This is a genomic window from Parashewanella tropica, from assembly GCF_004358445.1.
GTDB classification, from domain to species: Bacteria; Pseudomonadota; Gammaproteobacteria; order Enterobacterales; family Shewanellaceae; genus Parashewanella; species Parashewanella tropica.
Genome location: NZ_CP037951.1, coordinates 1,736,116 through 1,758,373 on the forward strand (window position 1 = coordinate 1,736,116; position 22,258 = coordinate 1,758,373).

Annotated in this window: 18 protein-coding genes; 9 read left to right on the top strand and 9 right to left on the bottom strand. The window is 39.9% G+C overall.

What is annotated here, in order from left to right; genetic code table 11:
- Positions 1-176 precede the first annotated feature (176 nt).
- A complete protein-coding gene (gene gndA / locus E2H97_RS07385; protein ID WP_133406554.1) occupies positions 177-1,709 on the top strand; it encodes an NADP-dependent phosphogluconate dehydrogenase in 1,533 nt (510 codons plus the stop codon).
- A 39-nt stretch (positions 1,710-1,748) separates the two neighbouring features.
- Here the strand turns inward: gndA and menA are convergent, their stop codons facing one another.
- On the bottom strand, positions 1,749-2,636 hold the full coding sequence (menA, locus tag E2H97_RS07390) for a 1,4-dihydroxy-2-naphthoate octaprenyltransferase (protein ID WP_133406555.1): 888 nt from the start codon (positions 2,634-2,636) through the stop codon (positions 1,749-1,751).
- A 160-nt stretch (positions 2,637-2,796) separates the two neighbouring features.
- Here menA and tesB point away from each other — a divergent pair, with 160 nt between their 5' ends.
- The 5 genes from tesB (at position 2,797) to ompW (ending at position 9,339) form a co-directional block, all read left to right on the top strand.
- Positions 2,797-3,666, top strand: a complete 870-nt coding sequence (gene tesB, locus E2H97_RS07395; protein WP_133406556.1) for an acyl-CoA thioesterase II — start codon at positions 2,797-2,799, stop codon at positions 3,664-3,666.
- A complete protein-coding gene (locus E2H97_RS07400) occupies positions 3,663-4,043 on the top strand; it encodes a YbaY family lipoprotein (protein ID WP_133406557.1) in 381 nt (126 codons plus the stop codon). Before tesB ends, E2H97_RS07400 begins: the two co-directional genes overlap by 4 nt.
- A 414-nt stretch (positions 4,044-4,457) precedes the next feature.
- Entirely contained in the window at positions 4,458-7,892 is a 3,435-nt protein-coding gene (locus tag E2H97_RS07405) for an EAL domain-containing protein (RefSeq protein ID WP_170308260.1), read from the top strand.
- Positions 7,885-8,445 (top strand): nucleotidyltransferase family protein, encoded by a 561-nt coding sequence (locus E2H97_RS07410; protein ID WP_133406559.1) that lies wholly within the window; start codon positions 7,885-7,887, stop codon positions 8,443-8,445. Before E2H97_RS07405 ends, E2H97_RS07410 begins: the two co-directional genes overlap by 8 nt.
- 219 nt (positions 8,446-8,664) lie before the next feature.
- A complete protein-coding gene (gene ompW / locus E2H97_RS07415; RefSeq protein WP_170308261.1) occupies positions 8,665-9,339 on the top strand; it encodes an outer membrane protein OmpW in 675 nt (224 codons plus the stop codon).
- Positions 9,340-9,425: 86 nt separating this feature from the next.
- Here the strand turns inward: ompW and E2H97_RS07420 are convergent, their stop codons facing one another.
- Positions 9,426-10,214: a hypothetical protein gene (locus E2H97_RS07420; protein ID WP_133406560.1), complete on the bottom strand. Its 789-nt coding sequence runs from the start codon at positions 10,212-10,214 to the stop codon at positions 9,426-9,428.
- A gap of 325 nt (positions 10,215-10,539) precedes the next feature.
- Between E2H97_RS07420 and cysB the strand changes: the two genes are divergently transcribed.
- Complete coding sequence (gene cysB / locus E2H97_RS07425; RefSeq protein ID WP_133406561.1) at positions 10,540-11,514, top strand: HTH-type transcriptional regulator CysB; 975 nt, start codon at positions 10,540-10,542, stop codon at positions 11,512-11,514.
- Between the two features lie 57 nt (positions 11,515-11,571).
- Here the strand turns inward: cysB and E2H97_RS07430 are convergent, their stop codons facing one another.
- The gene (locus tag E2H97_RS07430; RefSeq protein ID WP_133406562.1) at positions 11,572-12,948 is read right to left on the bottom strand and encodes an L-serine ammonia-lyase; all 1,377 of its coding nucleotides are present in this window, start codon (positions 12,946-12,948) and stop codon (positions 11,572-11,574) included.
- Positions 12,949-13,157: 209 nt separating this feature from the next.
- On the opposite strand from E2H97_RS07430, the gene nagZ reads away from it, so the two are divergent.
- Positions 13,158-14,171 carry a beta-N-acetylhexosaminidase gene (gene nagZ, locus E2H97_RS07435; protein WP_133406563.1) on the top strand — a complete coding sequence of 338 codons (1,014 nt, stop codon included), beginning with the start codon at positions 13,158-13,160 and terminating at the stop codon, positions 14,169-14,171.
- On the opposite strand, the gene E2H97_RS07440 is transcribed toward nagZ, so the two are convergent.
- Genes E2H97_RS07440 through E2H97_RS07450 form a run of 3 tightly spaced genes read right to left on the bottom strand, consistent with a single transcriptional unit; the run spans position 14,158 to position 16,420 of the window.
- Entirely contained in the window at positions 14,158-15,210 is a 1,053-nt protein-coding gene (locus tag E2H97_RS07440; protein WP_133406564.1) for a glycosyltransferase family 4 protein, read from the bottom strand. The genes nagZ and E2H97_RS07440 overlap by 14 nt on opposite strands.
- Positions 15,210-15,914 carry an SDR family oxidoreductase gene (locus E2H97_RS07445; RefSeq protein ID WP_133406565.1) on the bottom strand — a complete coding sequence of 235 codons (705 nt, stop codon included), beginning with the start codon at positions 15,912-15,914 and terminating at the stop codon, positions 15,210-15,212. Before E2H97_RS07445 ends, E2H97_RS07440 begins: the two co-directional genes overlap by 1 nt.
- Positions 15,914-16,420 (bottom strand): 6-pyruvoyl trahydropterin synthase family protein, encoded by a 507-nt coding sequence (locus tag E2H97_RS07450; RefSeq protein WP_133406566.1) that lies wholly within the window; start codon positions 16,418-16,420, stop codon positions 15,914-15,916. The genes E2H97_RS07445 and E2H97_RS07450 overlap by 1 nt, the downstream gene beginning before the upstream one ends.
- A gap of 127 nt (positions 16,421-16,547) precedes the next feature.
- Here E2H97_RS07450 and ycfP point away from each other — a divergent pair, with 127 nt between their 5' ends.
- Positions 16,548-17,087, top strand: coding sequence for an alpha/beta hydrolase YcfP (ycfP, locus tag E2H97_RS07455; protein ID WP_133406567.1), 540 nt, complete (start codon positions 16,548-16,550; stop codon positions 17,085-17,087).
- 6 nt (positions 17,088-17,093) lie between these two features.
- On the opposite strand, the gene E2H97_RS07460 is transcribed toward ycfP, so the two are convergent.
- The 3 genes from E2H97_RS07460 to mfd all read right to left on the bottom strand — a co-directional run bounded on the left by E2H97_RS07460 (position 17,094) and on the right by mfd (position 22,156).
- Positions 17,094-17,279, bottom strand: coding sequence for a hypothetical protein (locus tag E2H97_RS07460; protein ID WP_133406568.1), 186 nt, complete (start codon positions 17,277-17,279; stop codon positions 17,094-17,096).
- A 308-nt stretch (positions 17,280-17,587) separates the two neighbouring features.
- A complete protein-coding gene (locus E2H97_RS07465; protein WP_133406569.1) occupies positions 17,588-18,676 on the bottom strand; it encodes a peptidoglycan binding protein CsiV in 1,089 nt (362 codons plus the stop codon).
- 3 nt (positions 18,677-18,679) lie between these two features.
- Complete coding sequence (gene mfd, locus E2H97_RS07470) at positions 18,680-22,156, bottom strand: transcription-repair coupling factor (protein WP_133406570.1); 3,477 nt, start codon at positions 22,154-22,156, stop codon at positions 18,680-18,682.
- Positions 22,157-22,258 lie beyond the last annotated feature (102 nt).

The following is a 22,258-nucleotide window of genomic DNA, read 5'->3' on the forward strand; positions in this document are numbered from 1 at the left end:
GTAAAACTTGTTTTATGCTGAATTATTTAAAAATTCTAGTTAAACAACATCTTAGAATAAGTTTTATATTGTTCGAATATAGGAATCAACTTTCCCGATTTTACTATATAGTTTTGCATACTCTTAATGGATATAATCGCGCGAATTTTTTATCTAGTTAGTTGGAAAATAATCTCATGCCAGAAAAAACGCAGCAGATGGATATTGGAGTCATTGGCCTTGGAGTAATGGGGAAAAACCTCGCTCTTAATATGGTCGATAATGGTTTTAATGTTGCAGCGTATGATCTTGATGCTCTTAAAGTCAGACAATTTTTAAGTCAATTTGATACCGAAGCTGATTCGCGAAAACACTCAGTCAGAGCATTGGGCTGTGAGAGTTTAAATCATCTTATAGAACAATTATCAAGTCCAAAACTTATTGTGCTTTCTGTACCCGCTGGAGCGCCCGTTGATGGTGTTTGCCACGCTTTGATCGAAGCTGGAATTGAGTCAGAAGATATTATTGTTGATACAGGCAATAGCTTATGGACTGACACAGTTGAACGTGAAAAGCGATATAAAGGTCAATTCACGTTTTTTAGCTCGGCTGTTTCTGGTGGCGAAACTGGGGCAAGGTTTGGTCCATGTTTAATGCCAAGTGGTGATGAAAAAGCTTGGCAGCGGGTTGCACCAATTTGGCAGGCAATATCGGCTAAAGTTGATTCAGAAACGGGATTACCTTTAGAAAGAACGTCTGCGGGTGAAATTGTTGAAACTGGTGATTCTTGCACTACATACATTGGCGGTGCTGGAGCAGGCCACTATGTGAAAATGGTGCACAATGGCATTGAATACGCAGATATGCAGTTGATTTGCGAGGCTTATCATATTTTATCTAAAGGTTGTGGTATGAGTGCCACTGAAATAGGTAAAGTTTTTGAAAAGTGGAATCAGGGGCGATTAAACAGTTATTTGGTAGAAATTAGTGCCGACGTGCTTAAACAAGCTGATCCTGAAACGCAGCGACCTCTGGTTGAGATGATTTTAGATAAAGCTGGGCAGAAAGGAACTGGATTGTGGACAGCGGTCAGTAGTTTGCAATTGGGCTGTCCGGCGCCAACGATTGCGGAAGCGGTTTCTGCTCGGGCCATTAGTACCCAAAAATCACTTAGAGTGAGTTTGAGTACTAAGTTAGCAGGTCAAGACACTACTGAACTTTCTTTGGAATCGAAACAGCAAATTATCAACCAACTTGAAAGCGCGCTTTATTGTGCAAAAATCGCGAGCTACGCTCAAGGTTTCCAATTAATGGCAATGGCTGCGAAAGAGCAAGGCTGGCGTTTAGAATTTGCTGAAATTGCTAAAATCTGGCGTGCAGGCTGTATCATTCGTGCCTCATTCTTACAATCCATTACAGAGGCTTATCAGCAACAAGGTGACTTAGCACACTTATTTTTAGCGGATAGCTTTGCTAAACAGTTATCTGAATTACAAACAGATTGGCGACAGGCGACCAGTTTTGCTGTGTTAAATGGCATCCCTACACCATGCATTAGTTCAGCTTTGGCTTATTACGATAGCTTTAGAAGTGAAACTTTACCTGCAAACTTACTTCAAGGTCAGCGTGATTACTTTGGCGCTCATACTTATGAGCGGATCGATAAAGAGGCGGGTAAGAAGTTTCATTTAGAATGGAGTAGCCAAAGTAGAGAACAGCTTGAACTATAGGGTTTTAAGGTGTGAGATGGGAGCCAATGGCTCCCATTTTTATTTAAGTAGAAACTGTTGATAGAGAGTTCCAACACTGAATAGTCCACTAAAAATAAAGGTAAGTAAGGCTGTTTTGTTAAGCACTGTGTTGTACTCAGTTCCTTTTGCTACTTCAAATTTCTCGGTTAGTTTTCTCGCGAATATAAAACTTAAGCCTGTTAATAAAACCGGCAAACCATGCAACTGTCCCATAAAGTAGGCAATCACCATAATGGCAAAAGCTAAGTAAATAAATGCTCGATAAACAGGTGAACACATAGGCTCACTCACGCGGACAGCAAGTGTACGTTTTCCGGCTTGCTCATCAGTTACTCTATCTCGGGTGTTGTTTACAAACATGATTGCTGCATTGAGCAGTCCAACACAGGTTGCCATTATTATGGCGTCAATATGTAAAGTGTGGGTTTGTAGATAATAGCTTCCACAAACGGCAATGATCCCAAAAAAGATAAAGACGGTAAGTTCTCCAAGGGCTAAATTGGCGAGTGATTTTGAGCCTAAACTATACGCAAAAGCACAAACGATCGAAGCTACGCCAAGATAAAGAAAAGCAACACCTCCATGAAGCACTAAATAAAGCCCTGATAAAATTGAAAGCAGAGTCGTAAGAGCTATTCCAATTTTGATTTGCTTGTGGCTAATAATTCCTGCTTGGCATGCCCTAAGTGGACCTAGACGCTGGTTATTATCTATGCCTGATTTGGTATCGAAATAATCATTAACAAGGTTTACTGTAATTTGTAAAAATACAGCGCAAAGCAGACAAGTTATCGCTATAGAGCAGTCAAAAAAAGGTGAAGAGGCCGCGATGGCGTTACCTAAGATGATAGGGCTTATTGCTGCAAACAGTGTTTTAGGTCGAATCGCGATTATCCAAGCATTCATGATTTAGTTGATCAGAGTAAGACCGCGATATTCTAGCGTCTCAGATTATCTATTTAAAAGGATATTTTCGTGATAATGATTCGTTATCCACAAATTAGTTTATAGTTTCTTTGATGTTTTTAAGATAACCTAGCTAAGTTATAAAAAAATGAAGGGCATTATGAGTAACGTCTTAGATTCGCTTTTATCTTTATTATCTCTTGAACAGATTGATGACAATATATTTCGTGGTCAACCTCAGGATATCGGCTTTGGGCATTTGTTCGGTGGTCATGTTATGGGACAAGCATTGAACGCAGCGAAACAAACCGTCTCAGTCGATCGGACAAGCCATTCTCTACACTCTTATTTTTTAAGGGCAGGCGATCCTAACAAGCCGATAATATATCAAGTGGACAATTTGCGAGATGGCGGAAGTTTTAGTGCTCGAAGCGTTCACGCGATACAAAGTGGTCGGCCAATTTTTATGATGACATGCTCATTTCAGGCTAAAGAGCAAGGGTTAGAACATCAGATAACTATGCCAGCGGTGCCTGGGCCGGAAGGGATATTAAACCACCAAGAATTAGCAAAAGCGTTAGCATCTTCAATTCCTGAAAATATATTATCGATGTTCACTAGGCCAACGCCTATTGAGATGCGGATGATAAATCCACAGAACCCTCTAGCGCCCAAAAAATCTGAGCCCGTAAAGCACGTTTGGATGCGGGCTAATGGTAAAGTTCCAAGCGATCAAAGGATTCATAAATATTTATTGGCTTATGCTTCTGATTTCAATTTCCTATTAACGGCAGCACAGCCACATGGATTGTCTTTTATGACACCGGGTATGAAAATGGCCACGATTGATCATTCAATGTGGTTCCATCATGAGGTGAATATGAATGAATGGCTGTTGTTCAGTATCGAAAGTCCGAGTTCCAGTGGTGGTCGCGGATTTGTAAAAGGTCACTTTTATAATAAGCAAGGCAAGTTAGTAGCATCGGCTACCCAAGAGGGGTTAATGAGAATGAGTGAGAAACAAAAATGAGAAAATTACTAATTCTATTAATGATAATGAGTTTGTCAGCTTGCGTAACGGTTCAAAAGCCTAAACCAATTATAATCAATGGCGCAGCAGGCTATTTACAAAAAATCTTGTTACCTATGGATAGCATGTTTACTGTCGCCATTATAGATTTGGATACGCCGGGGGTAATCTTGGCTCAAAAGACGTTTAATGTAGCAACTCAACCAATTGGTTTCAAATTCACTATCCCAGCTGAAGCCATTGATAAAAAAGTGAACTATGGCGTCGTTGCTTTGATCAAAAACCAAGACCGAGTTATTTTCCAGACTTATAATCGCTATCCAATTATCAACAACGGTAAAACTACTGTTGAAGTGATTATGCAACCCGCAAAGTAAGCTTAGGGCGTATTGATCTTTCGTGATTGTTTTTGCAGCGATAAATTGGTTATCTTATGCAAGGCAGAGTTTGTGCAGTGTGGTTATTACCGACATAAAAAACTGTCGTTACTTCGTTTCCACATAAACAAACGATAACGCAGCAGAAGTGACCAATTTACGCTGTCTGCGATGCTTTTGAGCACTTTCTGTTCTGTGTTGTGACCAGCTCACTTAGATGACTAAGCTTCACTGCCCACGCCTTGAACAGAACAGTGCTCAAATAGCACAAAATTTAATCCTGAAAGAGCAACACGCCCTAGTTTTGCTATAAAGGTTTTCAGTCGTTGACCGATAATAGATTCGGTAGTTTTTAATAAAATAAGAGGGTGGCATACCAATTGAGTTCAATTGAAAGCTACTCCAGCTAAGCTTATGTTTACAAAGAAATCTATAGCAGTTGTCTTTATCTTGATTGCTAGTGTCACTATTTGGTGGCAAGCCACAGACTGGTATGAAAATTATTTATATGATAATTATCATTCTTCCATTTCAAAACAGTTCGGAGAAAAAGTCGATAAACTTGAGGCGATTATAAGCCGTCATGGTTTGCTTGTTTCCAGTTTAGTTTCAATCGTGGAAAGTGAGGTGCATGAGGATATTGAACTCAAAACGGCTAACCGCACTCATGTTCAGAATGTTATGCAAGCCATGCTTGAGCTTAATTCTGGAATAAAATCGCTGCAGATTTCAAGCCGTCATGGCGATGTTCTTACCGTCCCATCTAAAGAAAATACGTTTCCTCTATCGAATGAGTCTATTGCGGCAGACAATAAATTAAGCGTTTCCTCCCCTTTTGACTTTCAGCTAGGGGGAAAGGGAATTGCGTTAACAAAATCGGTCTATAGAGATGGAATCTACTGGGGCAGTGCCTCAATTATTGTTGATTTAACATCAACAGTATTAGCATCAAGGTTGATTGATAGCAATCCAGAGTTGCATATGGCATTCCGCACTGATTCTGGGCAGGTTTTTTTGGGTGATCCAGAGTTATTCAAGCAAAGTTTTTTTAACTATACAGTAAAGTTACCTTCAGGAAATTGGGAAATTGCGGCCTCTCCGATTATTGATAATTCTGAAGTCAAAAGCAAAGCTGGCTTATTTCGTCTGTTCCTAGGAACTTTTATGTTCCTTTTACTTGGAACAATGTATATTTTTTATCATCAAGTTTTTCTTGTTTTCACTGAATTTCGTTCAAATAAAAAGAAGTCGGAGTCGCTATTCTATTCTGGAACTGAGTCTTCGAATTATTTTTTAAGAAAACGAAAGATGAATTGTGTGATGCCATTTATCGCAACCGCAACGATTATCCTCTCACTGGCAGCATTGTATTATTTCATAAAAGAACAAGATAGAGATGCGGACAGCCAGCAGTTAAACGCTAAGCTCTCATATTCGATCAGCGAAATAGAATCGCAATTATCACTGGATGAAAACTTTTTGTCTCTCATTGCTGCCGAAGTTTCAAAGGTCGGTATTGAAGATAAAGAAATTGAGAAGTGTTTGCGTGACTACATATTGCCTCACTCTAGTTTGCTTTATTTGACGCTAAGTGACAGTAATTTCAATATTGTAAAGCGTATATCTTCAATACAATCAGACAGTAGCGTTGCTCTAAAGTTGGCATTGTCAGAGCTGAAAAAAGCGGCTCAACTCTCAAAACAGTATGGCACCGTTGTACACACGAAGCCATTTATGCTCGAGCAAGGAAAACCAGCGTTTGCTGTTTTTGTTCCAGTATTTTTAGAAAACAAGTTTATCGGTAACCTTGGGGCCGTATATTCAATACCTAAACTTGTTGATAATTTATTTACTGAACATTTTTCAGAAAATTACCAAATTACCGCAATGGACAATAGACATCACCTTTTGTATCGAAATGGTTCTGACTTTAGTTCATATCGTATAGCCCATAATGCACCTATACCGAAACTTCACAATTTGCTTTGGTTGAATGTTGCAAGCAAGCCTTCAAGCATAAACGAAGGCATGCAAATATTCGTGGTTTTATTGTCACTATTTATCGCTGGAGTGGGTTTTAGCCTTTGGTTGCAATTTAAACAAAATAAGTTGGTGTGGAAAAAAGGGCGCTCACTGGCTGAATCACAAAATCATTTCCATTCGATTGCTCATTCAGCCCCTATTGCGGTTCTGATAACCGAGCCGAAAACAGGGAAAATTCTATACGCGAATTTAAGAGCAAAGGAATTACTGACCAGCAGTAATAACTCATTGTCAGGTAGAAATGCTATTGAATTTTATGCTAACCCTAAAGACAGGGAGCTATTTGTCGAGTATCTGAATATTCAAAACCGTGTCGATGGTTTTGAGATTCAGATCAAATCTGATTCAGGCAGTTTGCTCTGGGCTTCTTTGTCATCCAAAGTAGTTGAGTATACGGATGGAGAAGCGGTAATCACGTCAATTACCGATTTGACTCAACAGCGAACTTATCAAGACCAACTGTATCGCAAAGCCAATTTTGATGAGTTAACCGGTTTACCTAATCGAGGAATGACCTTTGAACGACTCACCAGTGCTATCAACGTAGCCAAATTAAATAACACCTCAGTAGTGTTGATGTTGTTAGATTTGGATGATTTTAAAAAGGTCAATGATAGCTTTGGTCATAACGCTGGTGATGCATTATTAATGCAAATCTCTAAACGTATCGGTGAAATTATTAATCACAATGATACGCTAGGCCGCCTTGGTGGGGATGAGTTTGTGATTATATTGTCGGATCCTGAATCAGTGGTAAATGCTCAATTTATTGCTGAAGAAGTCAATAAATCCTGTTCACAGCCGGTATTGATCCAACATCATGAAGTCGTTGTTGGCTGTAGTATCGGTATTGCTACTTACCCACAAGACGGTAGTGATTATGAAACCTTAACCAAGAATGCTGATGCTGCCATGTATGAAAGTAAGATGGCTGGCCGTAATGCCTTGAAGTTTTACTCAAATGCTATGAGTAAAGCCGTTCAATCTCGCCTAGAGATGGAAAACGAATTAAGGCAAGCTTTAAGACGAGAAGAATTGTACGTTGAGTATCAGCCAATTATTTCTGGCGAGAACGGAGCGGCTATTGGTGTGGAGGCGCTTCTAAGATGGAATAATGCTAAATTAGGGCAAGTTCCACCAAGTGAGTTTATCCCTTTAGCGGAATCACTAGGTTTGATCAGTACAATTGGCGAATGGGTGTTAGAGCAATCGTGTGCGCAAATTAAGCAATGGCGGCAGTACGAACATGGCCCTCGCTACGTATCTGTGAATGTTTCTAGCAGACAGCTTCGAAATAATGTGATCATTGATGATGTCCAGTTAGCCTTGGCATTGCATGATATACCAGCGTCTGCTTTAGAGCTAGAATTGACTGAATCAGCCTTGATTGAAAACTCAGAAGAAAATCAAAGGATCTTTAATCAGCTTCATAAGCTTGGTGTCCATTTAGCCGTAGACGATTTTGGGATAGGTTACTCTTCTCTTAGCTATTTACGTCGATTCTCTTTTGATACTTTGAAGATTGATCGATCATTTATTAAAGATGTTCCACATGAGCAAGATGCTATTCAATTAGTAGATGCCATTTTATCGATGGCGAATAGTTTGGGAATGAAAATTGTTGCAGAGGGTGTAGAAACTAAGGAACAACTGGACTTCTTACAACAAATGGGATGCTCTGCCATACAAGGTTTTTATATCTCGCGGCCATTACACGTTGATAAAGTGCTTTCATTCTGTGAAAAGCAAAATTCTGCCATTCTTTCTCAAGCTTCTACGCAAGGGGAGGAGGTTATTGATGGTTGAGCATCATCATAAAATTGTTGAATGGATACAAAATGATCCTGTTCGAATACAGGCTTTAAAAATAGTTGAATTTGTTTTTAATCAAGAAGGTATTAAGGAATATTTATTAGCCGCGGGTTTTGTTAGAAATTTGGTTTGGGATCGGCTCCATGATTTTGAGCAACTATCACCTTTATTTGATATTGATGTCATTTTTTATGATACACATGAGCCATCAGAACTGAGAGATCAAAACCTAGAAACATTATTAAAAAACGAGTTGTCACTACCTTGGTCAGTTAAGAATCAAGCAAGGATGCATGTGCGCAATGGAGACAGGCCTTATCAGTCAGTTAATGATGCAATGTCATATTGGCCTGAAAAGGAAACGGCTATAGGTGTAAGGCTTGAAAAGAATGAGATTGTTGTTCAATCAGCATTTGGCCTAGACTCACTGTTTGCGCTCGAAGTCACCCATAACCCGAAAAGAAGCTTAGACATTTTTTATCAAAGAGTAAAAGACAAGAACTGGCTAAGCCTCTATCCTAAACTCAAGCAAATCACTTCAAAATAACAATCCTATGTTGTTATTTTGACGCTATTTTATGATCGAGATCATGTATTGAAACGATGTTCTAATTGTGACAATTCTCGCTTGATATAGATCAATATTTATCTCCGCTTCATCTGGCAAATTAGCACCTAAATGTGATGCAACACATAAAACTACCAGTCGACATTGAAAGTTAATAATTCAAAGCGATTGGTAATACTACATCTTAAATGGAGATAGATGATGAATAAGCGTTTTGTAAAAGGTCTAGTTGCTGCTGGTTTAATTGCTGCTGGTTTTGGCGCTCAAGCACACCAAGCGGGTGATATTATTGTACGTGTTGGTGCTGTAACAGTTGCTCCAAATGAGTCAAGCCCAAGCATTTCTATTCCCAAAACACCAGGCAACGCTGAGATGTTGAAGCTAGGTGAGTTTGGTGTGGATAACAACACTCAATTGGGGTTGAACTTTGGTTACATGGTAACTGATAATTTTGGTGTTGAGCTGCTAGCTGCTACTCCATTTAGTCATGATGTTTCTTTAGGCCCACTAGGAAAAATTGCTGAAACTAAGCACCTTCCACCAACCTTAGTTGCACAATATTACTTCGGTGACGCGCAATCTAAAGTTCGCCCATATGTTGGTGCTGGTATTAATTTTACTAACTTCTTTGATAATAAGTTCACCAATACTGCAGGTGGTCGCTTATCTGACCTTAGCATGAGCAACTCTCTTGGTTTCGCTGCTCAAGTTGGTCTGGATTATCAAGTTAATAAAAATTGGTTAGTTAACGCTTCAGTTTGGTACGCAGATATTTCTACTGACGTTAAATTCAAGTTAGACGGCAATGCAGTTAAAATTAAGACTGACATTAACCCAATGGTTTACATGGTTTCAGTAGGTTATAAGTTCTAATTAAACTGAAATCCAACAAAAATGCCGCTATTGATTAGCGGCATTTTTTATGGAAATTATATTTGTTTGAAAGAATAGTTTTGTTATCACCACTTCTTTTTAGGTTGGAATAACATATCAATATCATCTTCACCGTTAGCGGCCTTGGCTGTTGGAGTTATTTCCTTGGCTTTTTGTTGCTGCGAGTTATCAATGCTATCGCTAATAGACTTGGCAACATTCAGTTTAGATTGAACGAAATTATCATCAGGGTTGTTTAATTTAATCGCATTCAAGGTTGCAATTGCCTTGTTGAGCATTTGTTTTGCAGAGCCATATTGCTTGATATCTTTAGCATTTTGGGCACGAGAAAGCATTGCATCTACATTGATCCTCAGCTGCATACTGTTAATGCGATTATCTTCCTCAGTGAATACATTAGGGTCGATTTTTCCTTTATTGTGCTCGGTTCGTAAAATAGCTTTAAGCTTCTTTAGTGTTTGCACCATAAGCACAAGCTGTTTGTCATCATTTGGGATCTGGATTGAATCTAAAGAAGGCGATGATGAAGGAGATGATTCAAGCTGGTTCACTTGAGCTCTAAAGTCAAGTAATTGTTTTTCATAATCTTTTTGATGAGACTTAGGTGCAACACTAGCCGCTGATGTCATTTCATCAACCAGTCGCTTATAAAGCACTAGCATAATTTGGTTCGAACAAGGAAATAATCCGATATGTTCAAGCACTCGAGCCGTTTCATCGATTTTAGAGCGCTGTTGCTGATGTACAATACGTCGATCAGCTTCTTGCTTTTCTTTATGTTGCTGAAAAAGGTTTATCCCAATGATAAGTAGCAATAACGCACTGATCACGATAAGTGAAATTGTAAAAATCATTGTGTTCCTTTATTTAAGAGCATTAATAGCAGGCCAGTATTCAGATTTTACGCTATGTCAGTAGCTACTGTTAAGCTTTCTACTTCTTTTTCGGCCGATAAAAGAAAAAATTAACATTTGAGAGAGCTAAAAAACAGTATCTAGAACAGGGGTGGTTAACAAGTAAACATATTCATAACTTTTTTTAAGGTTTTGTGTTCTGTATATATTTTTTTGCAATAAAGAACAGGATATATTATAACCGTAAAATCTAGACAAAAAATCACAGTAATGAAGTGCTTCATTACCAATAACTTACTCTTAAAGCCATATAAAGAGGCCCAATATGAAGCTGCAACAACTCCGTTTTATTGCCGAAGTTGTCAACCATAACTTGAATGTTTCAGCCACGGCTGAAAATTTATATACCTCACAGCCAGGGATCAGTAAGCAGGTAAGAATGCTTGAGGATGAGTTAGGGATTCAAATTTTTGGAAGAAGTGGAAAGCACCTTACACATGTGACTCCTGCAGGTGAGCAGGTGATTAATATCGCTAATGATATCTTAAGTAAGGTTGAGGGCATCAAAAAGGTAGCAGAAGAGTATACTCAGCCTGATATGGGTGAATTAAATATTGCCACAACGGATACTCAAGCTAGATACGCATTACCACCAATTATTAAAGGGTTTATTGACCGGTATCCTAGAGTGAATTTGAATATGCACCAAGGTACGCCCAATCAAATCAGTGAACTTGCTGCACGAGGTGATGCCGATTTTGCCATTGCGACAGAAGCGATGCACCTTTATAGCGATTTGGTCATGTTACCTTGTTATCACTGGAATCGCTCGGTTGTCGTTAAGAAAGACCACCCGCTAGCTTCACGAAGTAAAATATCAATTCAAGAGCTCTCTCAATTCCCGTTGGTGACTTACGTATTTGGTTTTGATAAATCATCAGCGATTGAAAAAGCGTTCAAATTGGCGAACTTAGATCCAAGAGTAGTATTTACTGCAACCAGTGCAGAAGTGCTAAAAACTTATGTCCGACTCGGTTTAGGTGTTGGGGTAATTGCATCAATGGCGGTTGACCCAGCTATTGATGGAGATTTAGTCGCGATTGATGTCAGTGATTTGTTTGAGCACAGTACCACTAAAATTGGCTTTAGAAAGGGTAGTTTCTTACGAACTTATATGTATGACTTTATCGAATATTTCGCACCACATTTGACGAAAGATGTAGTGGAAAAGGCCATTGCATTACGAGATCAAGAGTTGATAGATCATATGTTTGATAATATGGAATTACCGATGAAGTAAGGAGCTAGAAGGCGACTTAGATTTGATGAGCGCATAAGCGCTCATCAAGCGTGAGTTTTAACACTCAACAATATTTACCGCTAAACCGCCTTGTGCGGTTTCTTTGTATTTACTTCTCATATCCATGCCAGTGTCCATCATGGTTTTAATCACTTTATCTAACGATACTTTATGGTTACCGTCACCACGAAGTGCCATACGAGAAGCATTGATGGCTTTCATTGCACCCATTGCGTTCCGTTCAATACATGGAACTTGAACTAGACCGCCTACAGGATCACAAGTTAGCCCGAGGTTGTGTTCCATGCCTATTTCAGCGGCATTTTCTACATGCTCAATGGTACCGCCCATTATTTCGGTTAATGCGCCTGCCGCCATAGAGCAGGCAACGCCCACTTCACCTTGGCAGCCAACTTCTGCACCAGAAATAGAAGCATTCTTTTTATATAAAATACCGATAGCGGCAGCAGTGAGTAAAAATCGAGAGGCAACCTCAACATCAACCGTTTCAACATATGTATCGTAGTAACACAATACGGCTGGAATGATACCTGCGGCACCATTGGTTGGAGCGGTTACAACTCTGTCACCAGCAGCATTTTGCTCATTGACTGACAGCGCGAACAAGTCGACCCAATCCACTGCTTTTAATGGATCATTACAGGTTTTACTTTCTGCCTTTAATTGACGGTAAAGTGCAGGAGCGCGACGACGTAATTTTAAACCACCCGGCAATAATCCTTCTTTTTGATAACCTCGCTCAATACAGGTTTTCATGGTTTGCCAGATTTGCCATAAGCCGTCTTTGATCTGCTTTTCATTTGCTAAGCACTTTTCATTCTCCATCATTAATGAAGATACAGATAAACCGTTTTTGCGGCACAGTTCCAATAACTCATTTGCACTATGGAAATCATAAGGCGCAGAAACGATGGGAGAGGCAAGAGAAGCATCTTGTTGAGCGATTTCATCTTCATCAAGAATAAAACCACCGCCTACTGAATAATAGGTTCGCTTATAAACACATTTGCCTTTGGTGTAGGCATACAGTGTCATTGCATTTGCGTGAGCTTCTAGGTTGATAAGACGGTTATAAACAATCCCGTGTTCACGGGTAAAGTCGACGACTTTACCATTGGCGAGTTTTAAGGTTTCAGAATCAGATACGTGCTTTAAAATGCCGTCAATTGCATCAGTATCAACGGTTTCAGGATCTTCTCCCATTAACCCTAAAATTACGGCCTTGCCTGTGCCATGTCCTTGACCTGTTTGCGCAAGAGAACCAAATAAATCGGCACGCAGCTCATCAACTTCTTCAAGAAGCTCTTTAGCTGAAACTTGGTCAATAAAAATTTTGCCCGCTTTCATCGGACCAACGGTATGGGAACTGGATGGCCCGATACCTATTTTAAACATGTCAAACACACTGATCATTTTACAAGAGCCTTGTTATGAGGAATGATTCCTTCTTTTTAATATGAGCGTAAGTATCACACATAATTATCGTTTCCATACATTAGAATTTCTAATGTATTGGCTTCGAATAAAATCAGCTTACCGATAACATTCCTTACTCTGATTGAATTTACCTATGGTTTATGACTTAATTGGAACAGTTTTTATATCTATAAAAAGGGCTTTCAGTGAGTTATTTAATGATGGATTTGGCGGGAACAGAAGTTACCGAGCATGAGAAGAAATTGTTGGCTCATCCAATGGTTGGTGGATTAATTTTATTTACCCGTAATTATCAAAATAAAACTCAACTGATGGCTCTGGTAAGGGAAATTCGCGCTTCTAATCCAAATATTCTCATTGCTGTTGACCATGAAGGAGGTCGAGTTCAGCGTTTTCGTGGTGAATTTACAGATATTCCTGCGATGGGGAAAATATTGTCAGCAGCTGAAGGTGATCTTTCACAGGCTAAAACTTGGGCTAGAGAACTCGGTTTTTTAATGGCAATTGAATTATTGGCTTGCGATATTGATTTAAGCTTTGCTCCAGTCTTAGATGTTGATGGGATCAGTGAAGTGATAGGCGAACGCAGTTTTAGTGAAGAGCCAGAACACATTGTTATCCTAGCAAATGCATTCAGCTCTGGTATGAAACAAGCTGGGATGGCGGCTGTTGGAAAGCATTTTCCCGGACATGGTAGTGTACAAGCAGACTCACATATTGCTTTACCCGTTGATGTACGCTCAAAAGCAGAAATATTTGCTCATGATTTGCTTCCGTTTAAGCAGCTAATAAGTGACGAGCAAGTTCAAGGGATCATGCCCGCCCATGTCATTTATTCGAATGTCGATGAACATCCGGCTGGTTTTTCAAATTATTGGCTACAAACAGTTCTAAGGGGCGAATTGGGGTTTAAAGGCGTTATTTTTTCGGATGATCTAGGTATGGAAGGCGCTAGTGTCGCTGGTGGATTTAAAGAAAGAGCAACAGCTGCGGTTGCCGCTGGTTGTGACATGATTCTGGTATGTAATAACCCTGATGCAGTTAATACACTACTCATTGATTTTCAATGGCCAGATGTTGCTCCTAAGTATCCAGCAAGGCTATTAAAACCAGATTTTGCCAATGTGATGCAATCTTTAGAAAACGAAGCTCGATGGCAAAAGGCTAAAGAGATAGCTAATCAAATCAATCGATATTAAGACTAAGCCAGCTTTGTAACTTCAAAGCATATTGTTCAATCGAAAATCGCTGCTGAGCTGAATCTCGGCAGTGATACCTAGATAGCTTTAAAGCGTCAGCAACTCTATTTGCCATATCTTCATTGTTTTCAACCAAATAACCTGTAACGCCTGAAATTACTGTTTCTGTAGGTCCACCTTTATTGTAAGCTATTACTGGAACACCGCAGGCATTGGCTTCCACTACATTGTTACCAAAGGCTTCTATCCATGAAGGCGTCATTAACATCAATGCCGATTGGCTCATTTCTTTAAGTAACTGTTGTTGTGGTACAAAGCCTCGCCAGTGAATATCAACTTCTGGAAATTTTTCTACGAGTTGTTGCTGATATGATTCTGACTGTACTTTCCCCCAAATATGAAGAGGGAGATTAACTTTATTGGCAACTTCTAGTGCATTTTCTAAGCCTTTCTCTGGCGATATACGACCAACCCAAGCCAGTTGTTGTTTTGGGCTTTTACAAAAAGGAAAATTGGTAAATTCAAAGCCATTAGCAATAATAGTTACAGGGTTCTCAAGTTGAAATGTGTTAGCCGATGCATGGGAATGAAAAGCTATCCGTTGCGGCATCATTCTATTCAGTTCTTCTATTGCGTCAGCAACTGTTTGGTTCTCATTACTCATTGAAACCAGATGATGTATGGGAGTTGTAAAAAACGTTGTTAACCAAATTGGCAACCAGTCATAAGCCATATTGAGAATGACATCAAACTGGTCCTGATGAGTTTGAGCGTATCTACACATTGAGACAATGGTACTGTCGTGACTCATAGTGGCAGGTGTTGATGCTGACTCTGTTTGAACACTGGTTTGGAGCCGACCTGAAATTTCAATCAAGGTTGCATCGGCAGATAGCTTTGAACCTGTCGGCGCTAATACCGTAAATTGGTGACCTAACGGTGATAGCGCATTAATGATATTAAGTAAAGTAATATCTATTCCGCCGCCTTCACCTTGTCCAATCGCTTGAACTGGTGTTGAAATAATTAAGATTTTCATTAACGCTCAATTTGCCCCAAGTTAGCATGAATCACAGAACCGTTTATTGCTGGAGTATTAGCAGCAAAGAACACAGTTTGAGCTATTTCTTCAGGTGTGATTAAGCGACCGAAAGTAACCATTTCTGAAATGGACTTTTCCGCTTCGGGCTCGTAACCAATATGTTCCCTAAGCATTTCGGTATCTGTAAAGCCTGGGCAAATGCAAGCCGTGTGAATGCCTTTACCTGTAAGATCTTGGCAGACTGAGCGCATCATGCCAATAACGGCGTGTTTGCTGGTAACATAGGAATAACAGCCGGGAACGGCTTTTTCACTTAAGGTCGAACCAATAAATACGACCGATGAACTTTGAGGCATGTGTGGTAGCAACATTTGATTTAGCAGAGTGGGGCTTACAATATTGATGGCTAAATCTTTGTTTAAGGTCTCTGTATTAGCTGTCAGAACAGTATCGCTAGAATGTCCGGCTGCACAGTGAACAATAACGGCTTGCGTTGCGCCTTCCAATTCTTGAATCAAACATGTTTGATGTTCTTTAAGGCTTGTTGGCGATGCCAAATCTGTTTCTAGATTTAGAGTATCTTCGATGTTATTAGGTGAGCGAGATAAATTAACAACCTTAAAGTTGGCTTGTTTAAAATGTTGGCTGATGGCATAACCAATACCACGGCTACCGCCGGTAATAATCATAACTTTTTTCATTATTGACCCTCTTGTTTCCAAGAACTTGAACCCGATTGACCTGCACCAGAAGAAACTGAAACAGTGATATGTTCTATACCGTACTCAGTAGGTGGAAGGGCTTTCATGATCTGTTCAAGCAGATAAAAGGAAAATTCCTCAACACTGGTATTTCTAATGGGGAGTAGTAACGTATCTGAGATAGGGAAATGTAAAATTTCATCATGGAATTTTACATGATACTCATTTTCAAGCTGCTCAATGTGCAGAAAAGGGGACAAGTGGGGTAATAAGCAGTATTCATCTAACGTCTCACAAAGCGCTTTGGCTTTATCTTTGAAAAGCCGATAGCTATGGGATAAGCCATCATCGCCAACAGGTAAGATTAACTCCAGTGACATTTGGAAATTATGACCATGAAGGCGTTCACGTTCAGTGGCGGAAAATATCGTGAAATGTGCGGCTGAGAATTTCATATATTCTTTTGCCAGCACCAAATGTGTTAATCGTTGATTGCTCTGTGTCATCGTTACCTTTTTAGTGGGCAAGCCCACTTTATCCAGTTTGCTGTATTTTGACTCACCTCAAACTGCGAGGAACGGTTTTTTGCTATCTTGACAGTAATTATTGACAATTCAAAGTGGTAACTGACTAATGATTTTATATTTTCATGGATTTGATTCCACCAGCCCGGGCAATCATGAAAAGATTCGTCAATTACAATTTATTGATAAAGATGTTCGCTTAATTAGTTATAGCACTGAACATCCAAAACATGACATGCAACACTTATTAAATGAAGTGGCAAAGCAAAATTCTATGACTGATGATCCTTCTCCTTTACTTATTGGAGTTGGTCTTGGAGGTTATTGGGTTGAGCGTATTGGATTCTTGGCTGGGATAAAATCGATAATGATTAATCCAAACTTAAGTCCAGAAATCACCATGCTAGGTCGAATTGATCGCCCAGAAGAGTATGCGGATATAGCCAATAAATGCGTTTCAGAATTTAGAAGAAAGAATGCTCAACAGTCACTTTGTATTTTGTCTAAAAACGATGAGATATTGAATAGTGGCGCGACTCATTCAGTTCTTTCAGACTATTACAACATCATTTGGGATGAAGAGCAGGGGCACAAATTTCCTTCACTTAGTGCTCACTTAAATGCGATTAAAGCTTTTAAATTGTCTTGATTCTTCCTAAAGATATTCTTCAAAAAAAATCTTAAAAGATGTTGCCATTGCGATGTAAACAGCCATGGCAATACCTACCATTATCGACCCCAAAATATTCACCACGTTTGGAAAAGTAATAGCAATCGCTGCAATTACCAGAATGATTACAATGACGGTTAAACTGTGAGAAAAATGACCATTATTATCCATAGCTTTCTCGAAGATTCAGTTGTAAGTAGGCGATTTACTCGTTGTAAATCTACTTAACCTGAGCTCTGTATAAAGAAATCAATAAAGTTCTGTTTTTATAAATAAAAATTAAATTCAATCTACAGTGCTGCTAATTTTGTGTAGTTCAAGGCAGAACAGTCCACAATAGCGAGCCTATTTTGGGCTGTTCTAACGCAGAAATACGCATAAGTAGCTGTGCTGTAGTGATTATATCGAAAGTTAACTAAAGGTTGCGACAAGGTAAAGGGGAAAGCAGTGTTCCATAAAATGAAACACTGATTGAGAGGTTATTGGTTCAATTGTTGCTCTGCATTATCCTCGTTAAGGATTTCTAGAGGCTTTTCTTCAGGTGCTGGCATCTTTCTGATTTGAATTATCATCCCCATTTTAGGGTGATCAAAATAATGGATTTCAGTGCTTCTTACTCTGCGGTTTTGGATCATCGGGATAGAAAATAAAAACTCTTGAGGCTGTTGAGGCTCTATGTCTGCTTCAGAACTATCAGCAAGAAGGTTAGACGCAATTTCATCAGACTCAGGTTTGGGTTTAGCAAGCAACATTTCTGGATCGCGTAGCCTTAAATCCGTTTCTATATACAGGTAATGCTGTAAATAGATATTGAGTTTACCGTCTAGCTCCCAAATTGGAGTTGCTGGCTTAGTCGTGGCTTGTTCTGTCGGAGTAGAAGCTAGCTCTGCCGTTGAATCAATTGTAGGCGTGTTTTGCTGAAGAAGATTGTTAATAGTGTCAGAGCTTAATGGACTTACATCATCACTACTTCCTAATAGTTCAGGCTCAGAAGGTTTTATCGCAAAACCATCCGCTTGGAACTCTTTACTAAAGTCTTTTCCGCCGTATAAATGTAACGCTTTCGATCTACGTTTAGGCAACATAGCTTGTTGCCATGTGAGGTGCAATAGGCTCGTTACTCCACGTTGGCGACGAATTTTATTGATGATATCTGTAAATTGATTTTGCTCGTATGACAATAATGTCGCAGGGTCACCTTGGTAAACTTGGGGTGTCTCATCGGCACTGATGTTTACAGGTGTAACTTCAGGAAAAGTAACTTCAGTAATGGCATCTTGTGGTACACAGTCATCCATTAAAGAACGAGTAAAGTCCTCACCGATGACTGGAAAAGCAGGTTCGCAGTCCACAGCTGGTTTGATCACGTGTTCTGTGTGAACAATGGGTGTTATTAAATCGACGTTGCCTCTCAACTTAACGGGAGGAACTGTTTCTGACCAATGCTCAGTTGTCGCGGAATCACGCTTAAAAATATACACTTCGACCTCAAACCAACGCTCAGGTGCAGCATAAGCACTGGTTGAAATGATTAATGATAACAGTGCAAGTTTAGCGGTGCGTAACACAGATTACTCTCCCTGACGGTGTTGAGAAAATTGGTCTAACATCAGTTTTGCTAGTTTTATTCTGTCTTTACTCTCAGCTGCTGGCAAGACAAACTTTAATTTATTTGGTCCTTCCATTCGATAAACTTGTGGCTGAGTTTGTAATAGGCTGATGATAAATCCGGGATCAACACTGTGATGCTCTGCGAATTCAATACTGCCACCTTTCGCGTGAATATCGATTTTACTGGCACCAATTCTGGCGGCTTGATGCTTTAATAACGTCAAATCCATTAAGTTTCTTGTCGCATCTGGCAATAAGCCAAAACGATCGATAAGTTCTACTTTCATTTCGTCGAGCTTAGCTTCTGTCTTGCAACTGGCTATACGCTTGTACAGTGATAAACGCATGTTTACATCAGGTACGTAATCTTCTGGCAGCAGAGCAGGAATTCGAAGTTCAATTTCACTGTGCTCTTTGTTGAGTTGTTCTAATGACGGCTCTTTGCCTTGCTTTAATGACTCAACCGCAGATTCCAATAACTCGGTGTATAAGGTAAAGCCAACTTTAGAAATGTGACCGCTTTGTTCTTCACCGAGTAATTCACCAGCACCGCGAATTTCTAGATCTTGAGTCGCGAGCATAAAACCTGCGCCAAGATCTTCCAATGCGTCAATGGCTTCTAACCGTTTTTTGGCATCTTTAGTCATACGCTTAGGGTGAGGTGTCATCAAGTAGGCATAAGCTTGATGGTGAGAGCGACCAACACGTCCACGTAATTGGTGTAATTGAGCCAAACCAAAGTGATCGGCACGTTCCATGATAATGGTGTTAGCACTCGGGACATCAATACCGGTTTCAATGATGGTAGTACACACTAAGACGTTGAACTTTTGGTGATAGAAGTCGAACATGACACGCTCAAGTTCTCGTTCACGCATTTGACCATGAGCAATTACAACTCGAGATTCTGGCACTAACTCACGGATCATTTCGGCACACGTTTCGATAGTGGCGACGTCATTGTGTAAAAAGTACACCTGACCACCACGTAAAATTTCACGCAGTATGGCTTCTTTAATGGTTGCTTTGTCGTATTCACGCACAAAGGTTTTCACGGCTAAACGCTTGGCTGGTGGAGTAGCGATAATCGATAAGTCTCGCATACCGGACATTGCCATATTCAAGGTACGAGGAATCGGTGTTGCCGTTAAGGTGAGGATATCGACATTGGCTCGAAGTGCTTTGATTTTTTCTTTTTGACGAACACCAAAACGGTGTTCTTCATCAATCACCAAAAGTCCTAACTGTTCAAATTTAGCTTCAGCATTGAGGAGTTTGTGAGTCCCGATCACCACATCGACTTTACCTGCTTCTAAGTCATCTAAAATTTGTTGCTGTTGTTTTGCTGTTTTGAATCGAGAAAGTACTTCAATACGAAATGGCCAGTCAGCAAAACGGTCTTTAAAGTTCTCATAATGCTGCTGTGCGAGTAGGGTAGTTGGGACAAGTACTACAACTTGCTTTCCTGCATTTACAGCTACAAATACTGCTCGCATCGCAACTTCGGTTTTACCAAAGCCAACATCACCGCAAACTAGTCGATCCATCGATATTTTGGCAGTCATATCCGTAACAACCGCATCAATGGCGTTTTGTTGATCTAAGGTTTCTTCAAATGGAAAGCCCTGAGAGAATTGTGCGTATTCTTGTTGGTCGAGCTCACAAGCTTCGCCAGTTCGAGCTTGGCGTCTAGCATAAACATCAAGTAACTCAGCGGCGACATCGCGAATACGTTCAATGGCTTTTTTCTTAGCCTTAGCCCACGTTTCATTGCCTAGTTTATTAAGTGGTGGCGTTGCTTCACCAGAGCCTGAGTAGCGACTGATCAAATGTAATGAGCTCACAGGAACATACAGTTTATCGCCAGAGGCGTATTCCAGTTTTAGATATTCACTGTCCATACCGCCTGTATTTAAGACTTCAAGACCTTGATATAGACCTACACCATGATCAAGGTGGACAACTGGCTGACCGACTTTGAGTTCGGCAAGGTTTTTGATTAGTGCATCGCTGCTGATCTGACGTTGTTTGTCTTGGCGACGTTGTTGACTAATGCGTTGACCAAACAGTTCTGTTTCACAGATGATGTTCAGTGTCTTGCCATTGTGCTCAAAACTCATGCCTTGAGTTAAGGGGCTGACACAAACCGCAAAGTTATTGGGCTGCTCTATAAATTCAGATAGGTGTTCGATCTTACTTGGTTTGATGTCAATTCGGCTGAGAAGGTCGATTAAAGCTTCTCGTCTTCCTTCTGATTCTACGATAAACAAGAAGCATTGTTTGGTATTCGCTTCAATGAATTTCGCCAACGAAGATAGTGGTTGCTTAAGCTTGTGGTTAGCACTGATGTCCGGCAATGGCTTGGCATCAACTTGAACAAACTTGTTTTGTTTTTCACTGGTAGATAATTGATATCTTGGTTGAGATTTAAAAGCAGAAAACAACTGATCTTGTAATAGATATAGGTCTTTTGGTGGCAGTAAAGGTCGTTGTGGATCGATATTATGATTTTCAAACCTTTGCTCAATTTCCGCTAAATATTTACTTGCAGATGCTTCAATATCGCCGACAGTGATCAGTTGAGTATCATCAGGTAAGTAATCGAATAAGGTCGCAGTTTCGTTAAAAAACAAAGGTAAATAGTTTTCGATACCAGAAGGAAACAGCTTTTTGCTGACTTGTTGATAAACCGACTCTGCAGCATTCGAAACTTTCTCGAAAGCTTGGCGATAATTTTGACGGAAAACTTCTATCGCGGCATCGTCAGTTGGAAACTCTTTAGCGGGTAACAAGCTAATGTTATCTATTGGGCTATCTGAGCGTTGCGTTTCAGCATCAAAATAACGAATTGACTCAACTTCATTGTCAAATAACTCAATTCGCAATGGCTGCTTAGTCCCTGTTGGGAAGATATCGATGATAGAGCCACGAACAGCAAACTCACCATGTTCATAAACTTGTTCTACCATGTGATAGCCAGAGTCGATTAACTGCTTTTTGACCGAATCTAAATGATAGTTAGCGCCCTTTTCTAGCTCGAATACATGATTAGTAATAAATGATTTGGGCGGTAGCTTAACCATTAAGGTATTTACCGGAACAATCACTACTCGCTGTTTAGCTTCAGCAAGCTGAGAAAGGGCCGTAAGGCGTTGTGAGATCAAATCTTGATGTGGCGAGAAATTATCGTACGGTAGTGTTTCTCTATCAGGAAACAAGCAAACATCAATATCGGATTGTGCCAATAAATATTTGAGTTCTGCTTCTAATGTCAGTGCCGTAGGTGTGTCAGAAGTCACCAATAAAGTCGTGCTTCGATGCTGGTTAGCGACATACTGCAAAGTCAAAGCTTGCGAAACACCACCGAAAGTAGACAGATACTGAACGAAAGACGGTTTATGATTGACGGGAGGCGTAAAAACTGAAAAAACGGACATTAGTTACTAATTCAACTGATAAAACGCAAAAATTACGTCATTGTATACCTATGCTTACTGAACATAAACGATTAAAAAGTGCAATTAGCTCATTTGGTTTAC

What these genes read in the sequence shown, in the direction of transcription:
- E2H97_RS07420 (WP_133406560.1), bottom strand. Translation starts at nt 10,214, where the DNA reads ATGATTTTTACAATTTCACTTATCGTGATCAGTGCGTTATTGCTACTT.
- mfd (WP_133406570.1), bottom strand. Translation starts at nt 22,156, where the DNA reads ATGTCCGTTTTTTCAGTTTTTACGCCTCCCGTCAATCATAAACCGTCT.
- gndA (WP_133406554.1), top strand. Translation starts at nt 177, where the DNA reads ATGCCAGAAAAAACGCAGCAGATGGATATTGGAGTCATTGGCCTTGGA.
- menA (WP_133406555.1), bottom strand. Translation starts at nt 2,636, where the DNA reads ATGAATGCTTGGATAATCGCGATTCGACCTAAAACACTGTTTGCAGCA.
- ompW (WP_170308261.1), top strand. Translation starts at nt 8,665, where the DNA reads ATGATGAATAAGCGTTTTGTAAAAGGTCTAGTTGCTGCTGGTTTAATT.
- E2H97_RS07440 (WP_133406564.1), bottom strand. Translation starts at nt 15,210, where the DNA reads ATGAAAATCTTAATTATTTCAACACCAGTTCAAGCGATTGGACAAGGT.
- E2H97_RS07445 (WP_133406565.1), bottom strand. Translation starts at nt 15,914, where the DNA reads ATGAAAAAAGTTATGATTATTACCGGCGGTAGCCGTGGTATTGGTTAT.
- cysB (WP_133406561.1), top strand. Translation starts at nt 10,540, where the DNA reads ATGAAGCTGCAACAACTCCGTTTTATTGCCGAAGTTGTCAACCATAAC.
- E2H97_RS07450 (WP_133406566.1), bottom strand. Translation starts at nt 16,420, where the DNA reads ATGACACAGAGCAATCAACGATTAACACATTTGGTGCTGGCAAAAGAA.
- E2H97_RS07405 (WP_170308260.1), top strand. Translation starts at nt 4,458, where the DNA reads ATGTTTACAAAGAAATCTATAGCAGTTGTCTTTATCTTGATTGCTAGT.
- E2H97_RS07400 (WP_133406557.1), top strand. Translation starts at nt 3,663, where the DNA reads ATGAGAAAATTACTAATTCTATTAATGATAATGAGTTTGTCAGCTTGC.
- tesB (WP_133406556.1), top strand. Translation starts at nt 2,797, where the DNA reads ATGAGTAACGTCTTAGATTCGCTTTTATCTTTATTATCTCTTGAACAG.
- ycfP (WP_133406567.1), top strand. Translation starts at nt 16,548, where the DNA reads ATGATTTTATATTTTCATGGATTTGATTCCACCAGCCCGGGCAATCAT.
- E2H97_RS07460 (WP_133406568.1), bottom strand. Translation starts at nt 17,279, where the DNA reads ATGGATAATAATGGTCATTTTTCTCACAGTTTAACCGTCATTGTAATC.
- E2H97_RS07430 (WP_133406562.1), bottom strand. Translation starts at nt 12,948, where the DNA reads ATGATCAGTGTGTTTGACATGTTTAAAATAGGTATCGGGCCATCCAGT.
- E2H97_RS07410 (WP_133406559.1), top strand. Translation starts at nt 7,885, where the DNA reads ATGGTTGAGCATCATCATAAAATTGTTGAATGGATACAAAATGATCCT.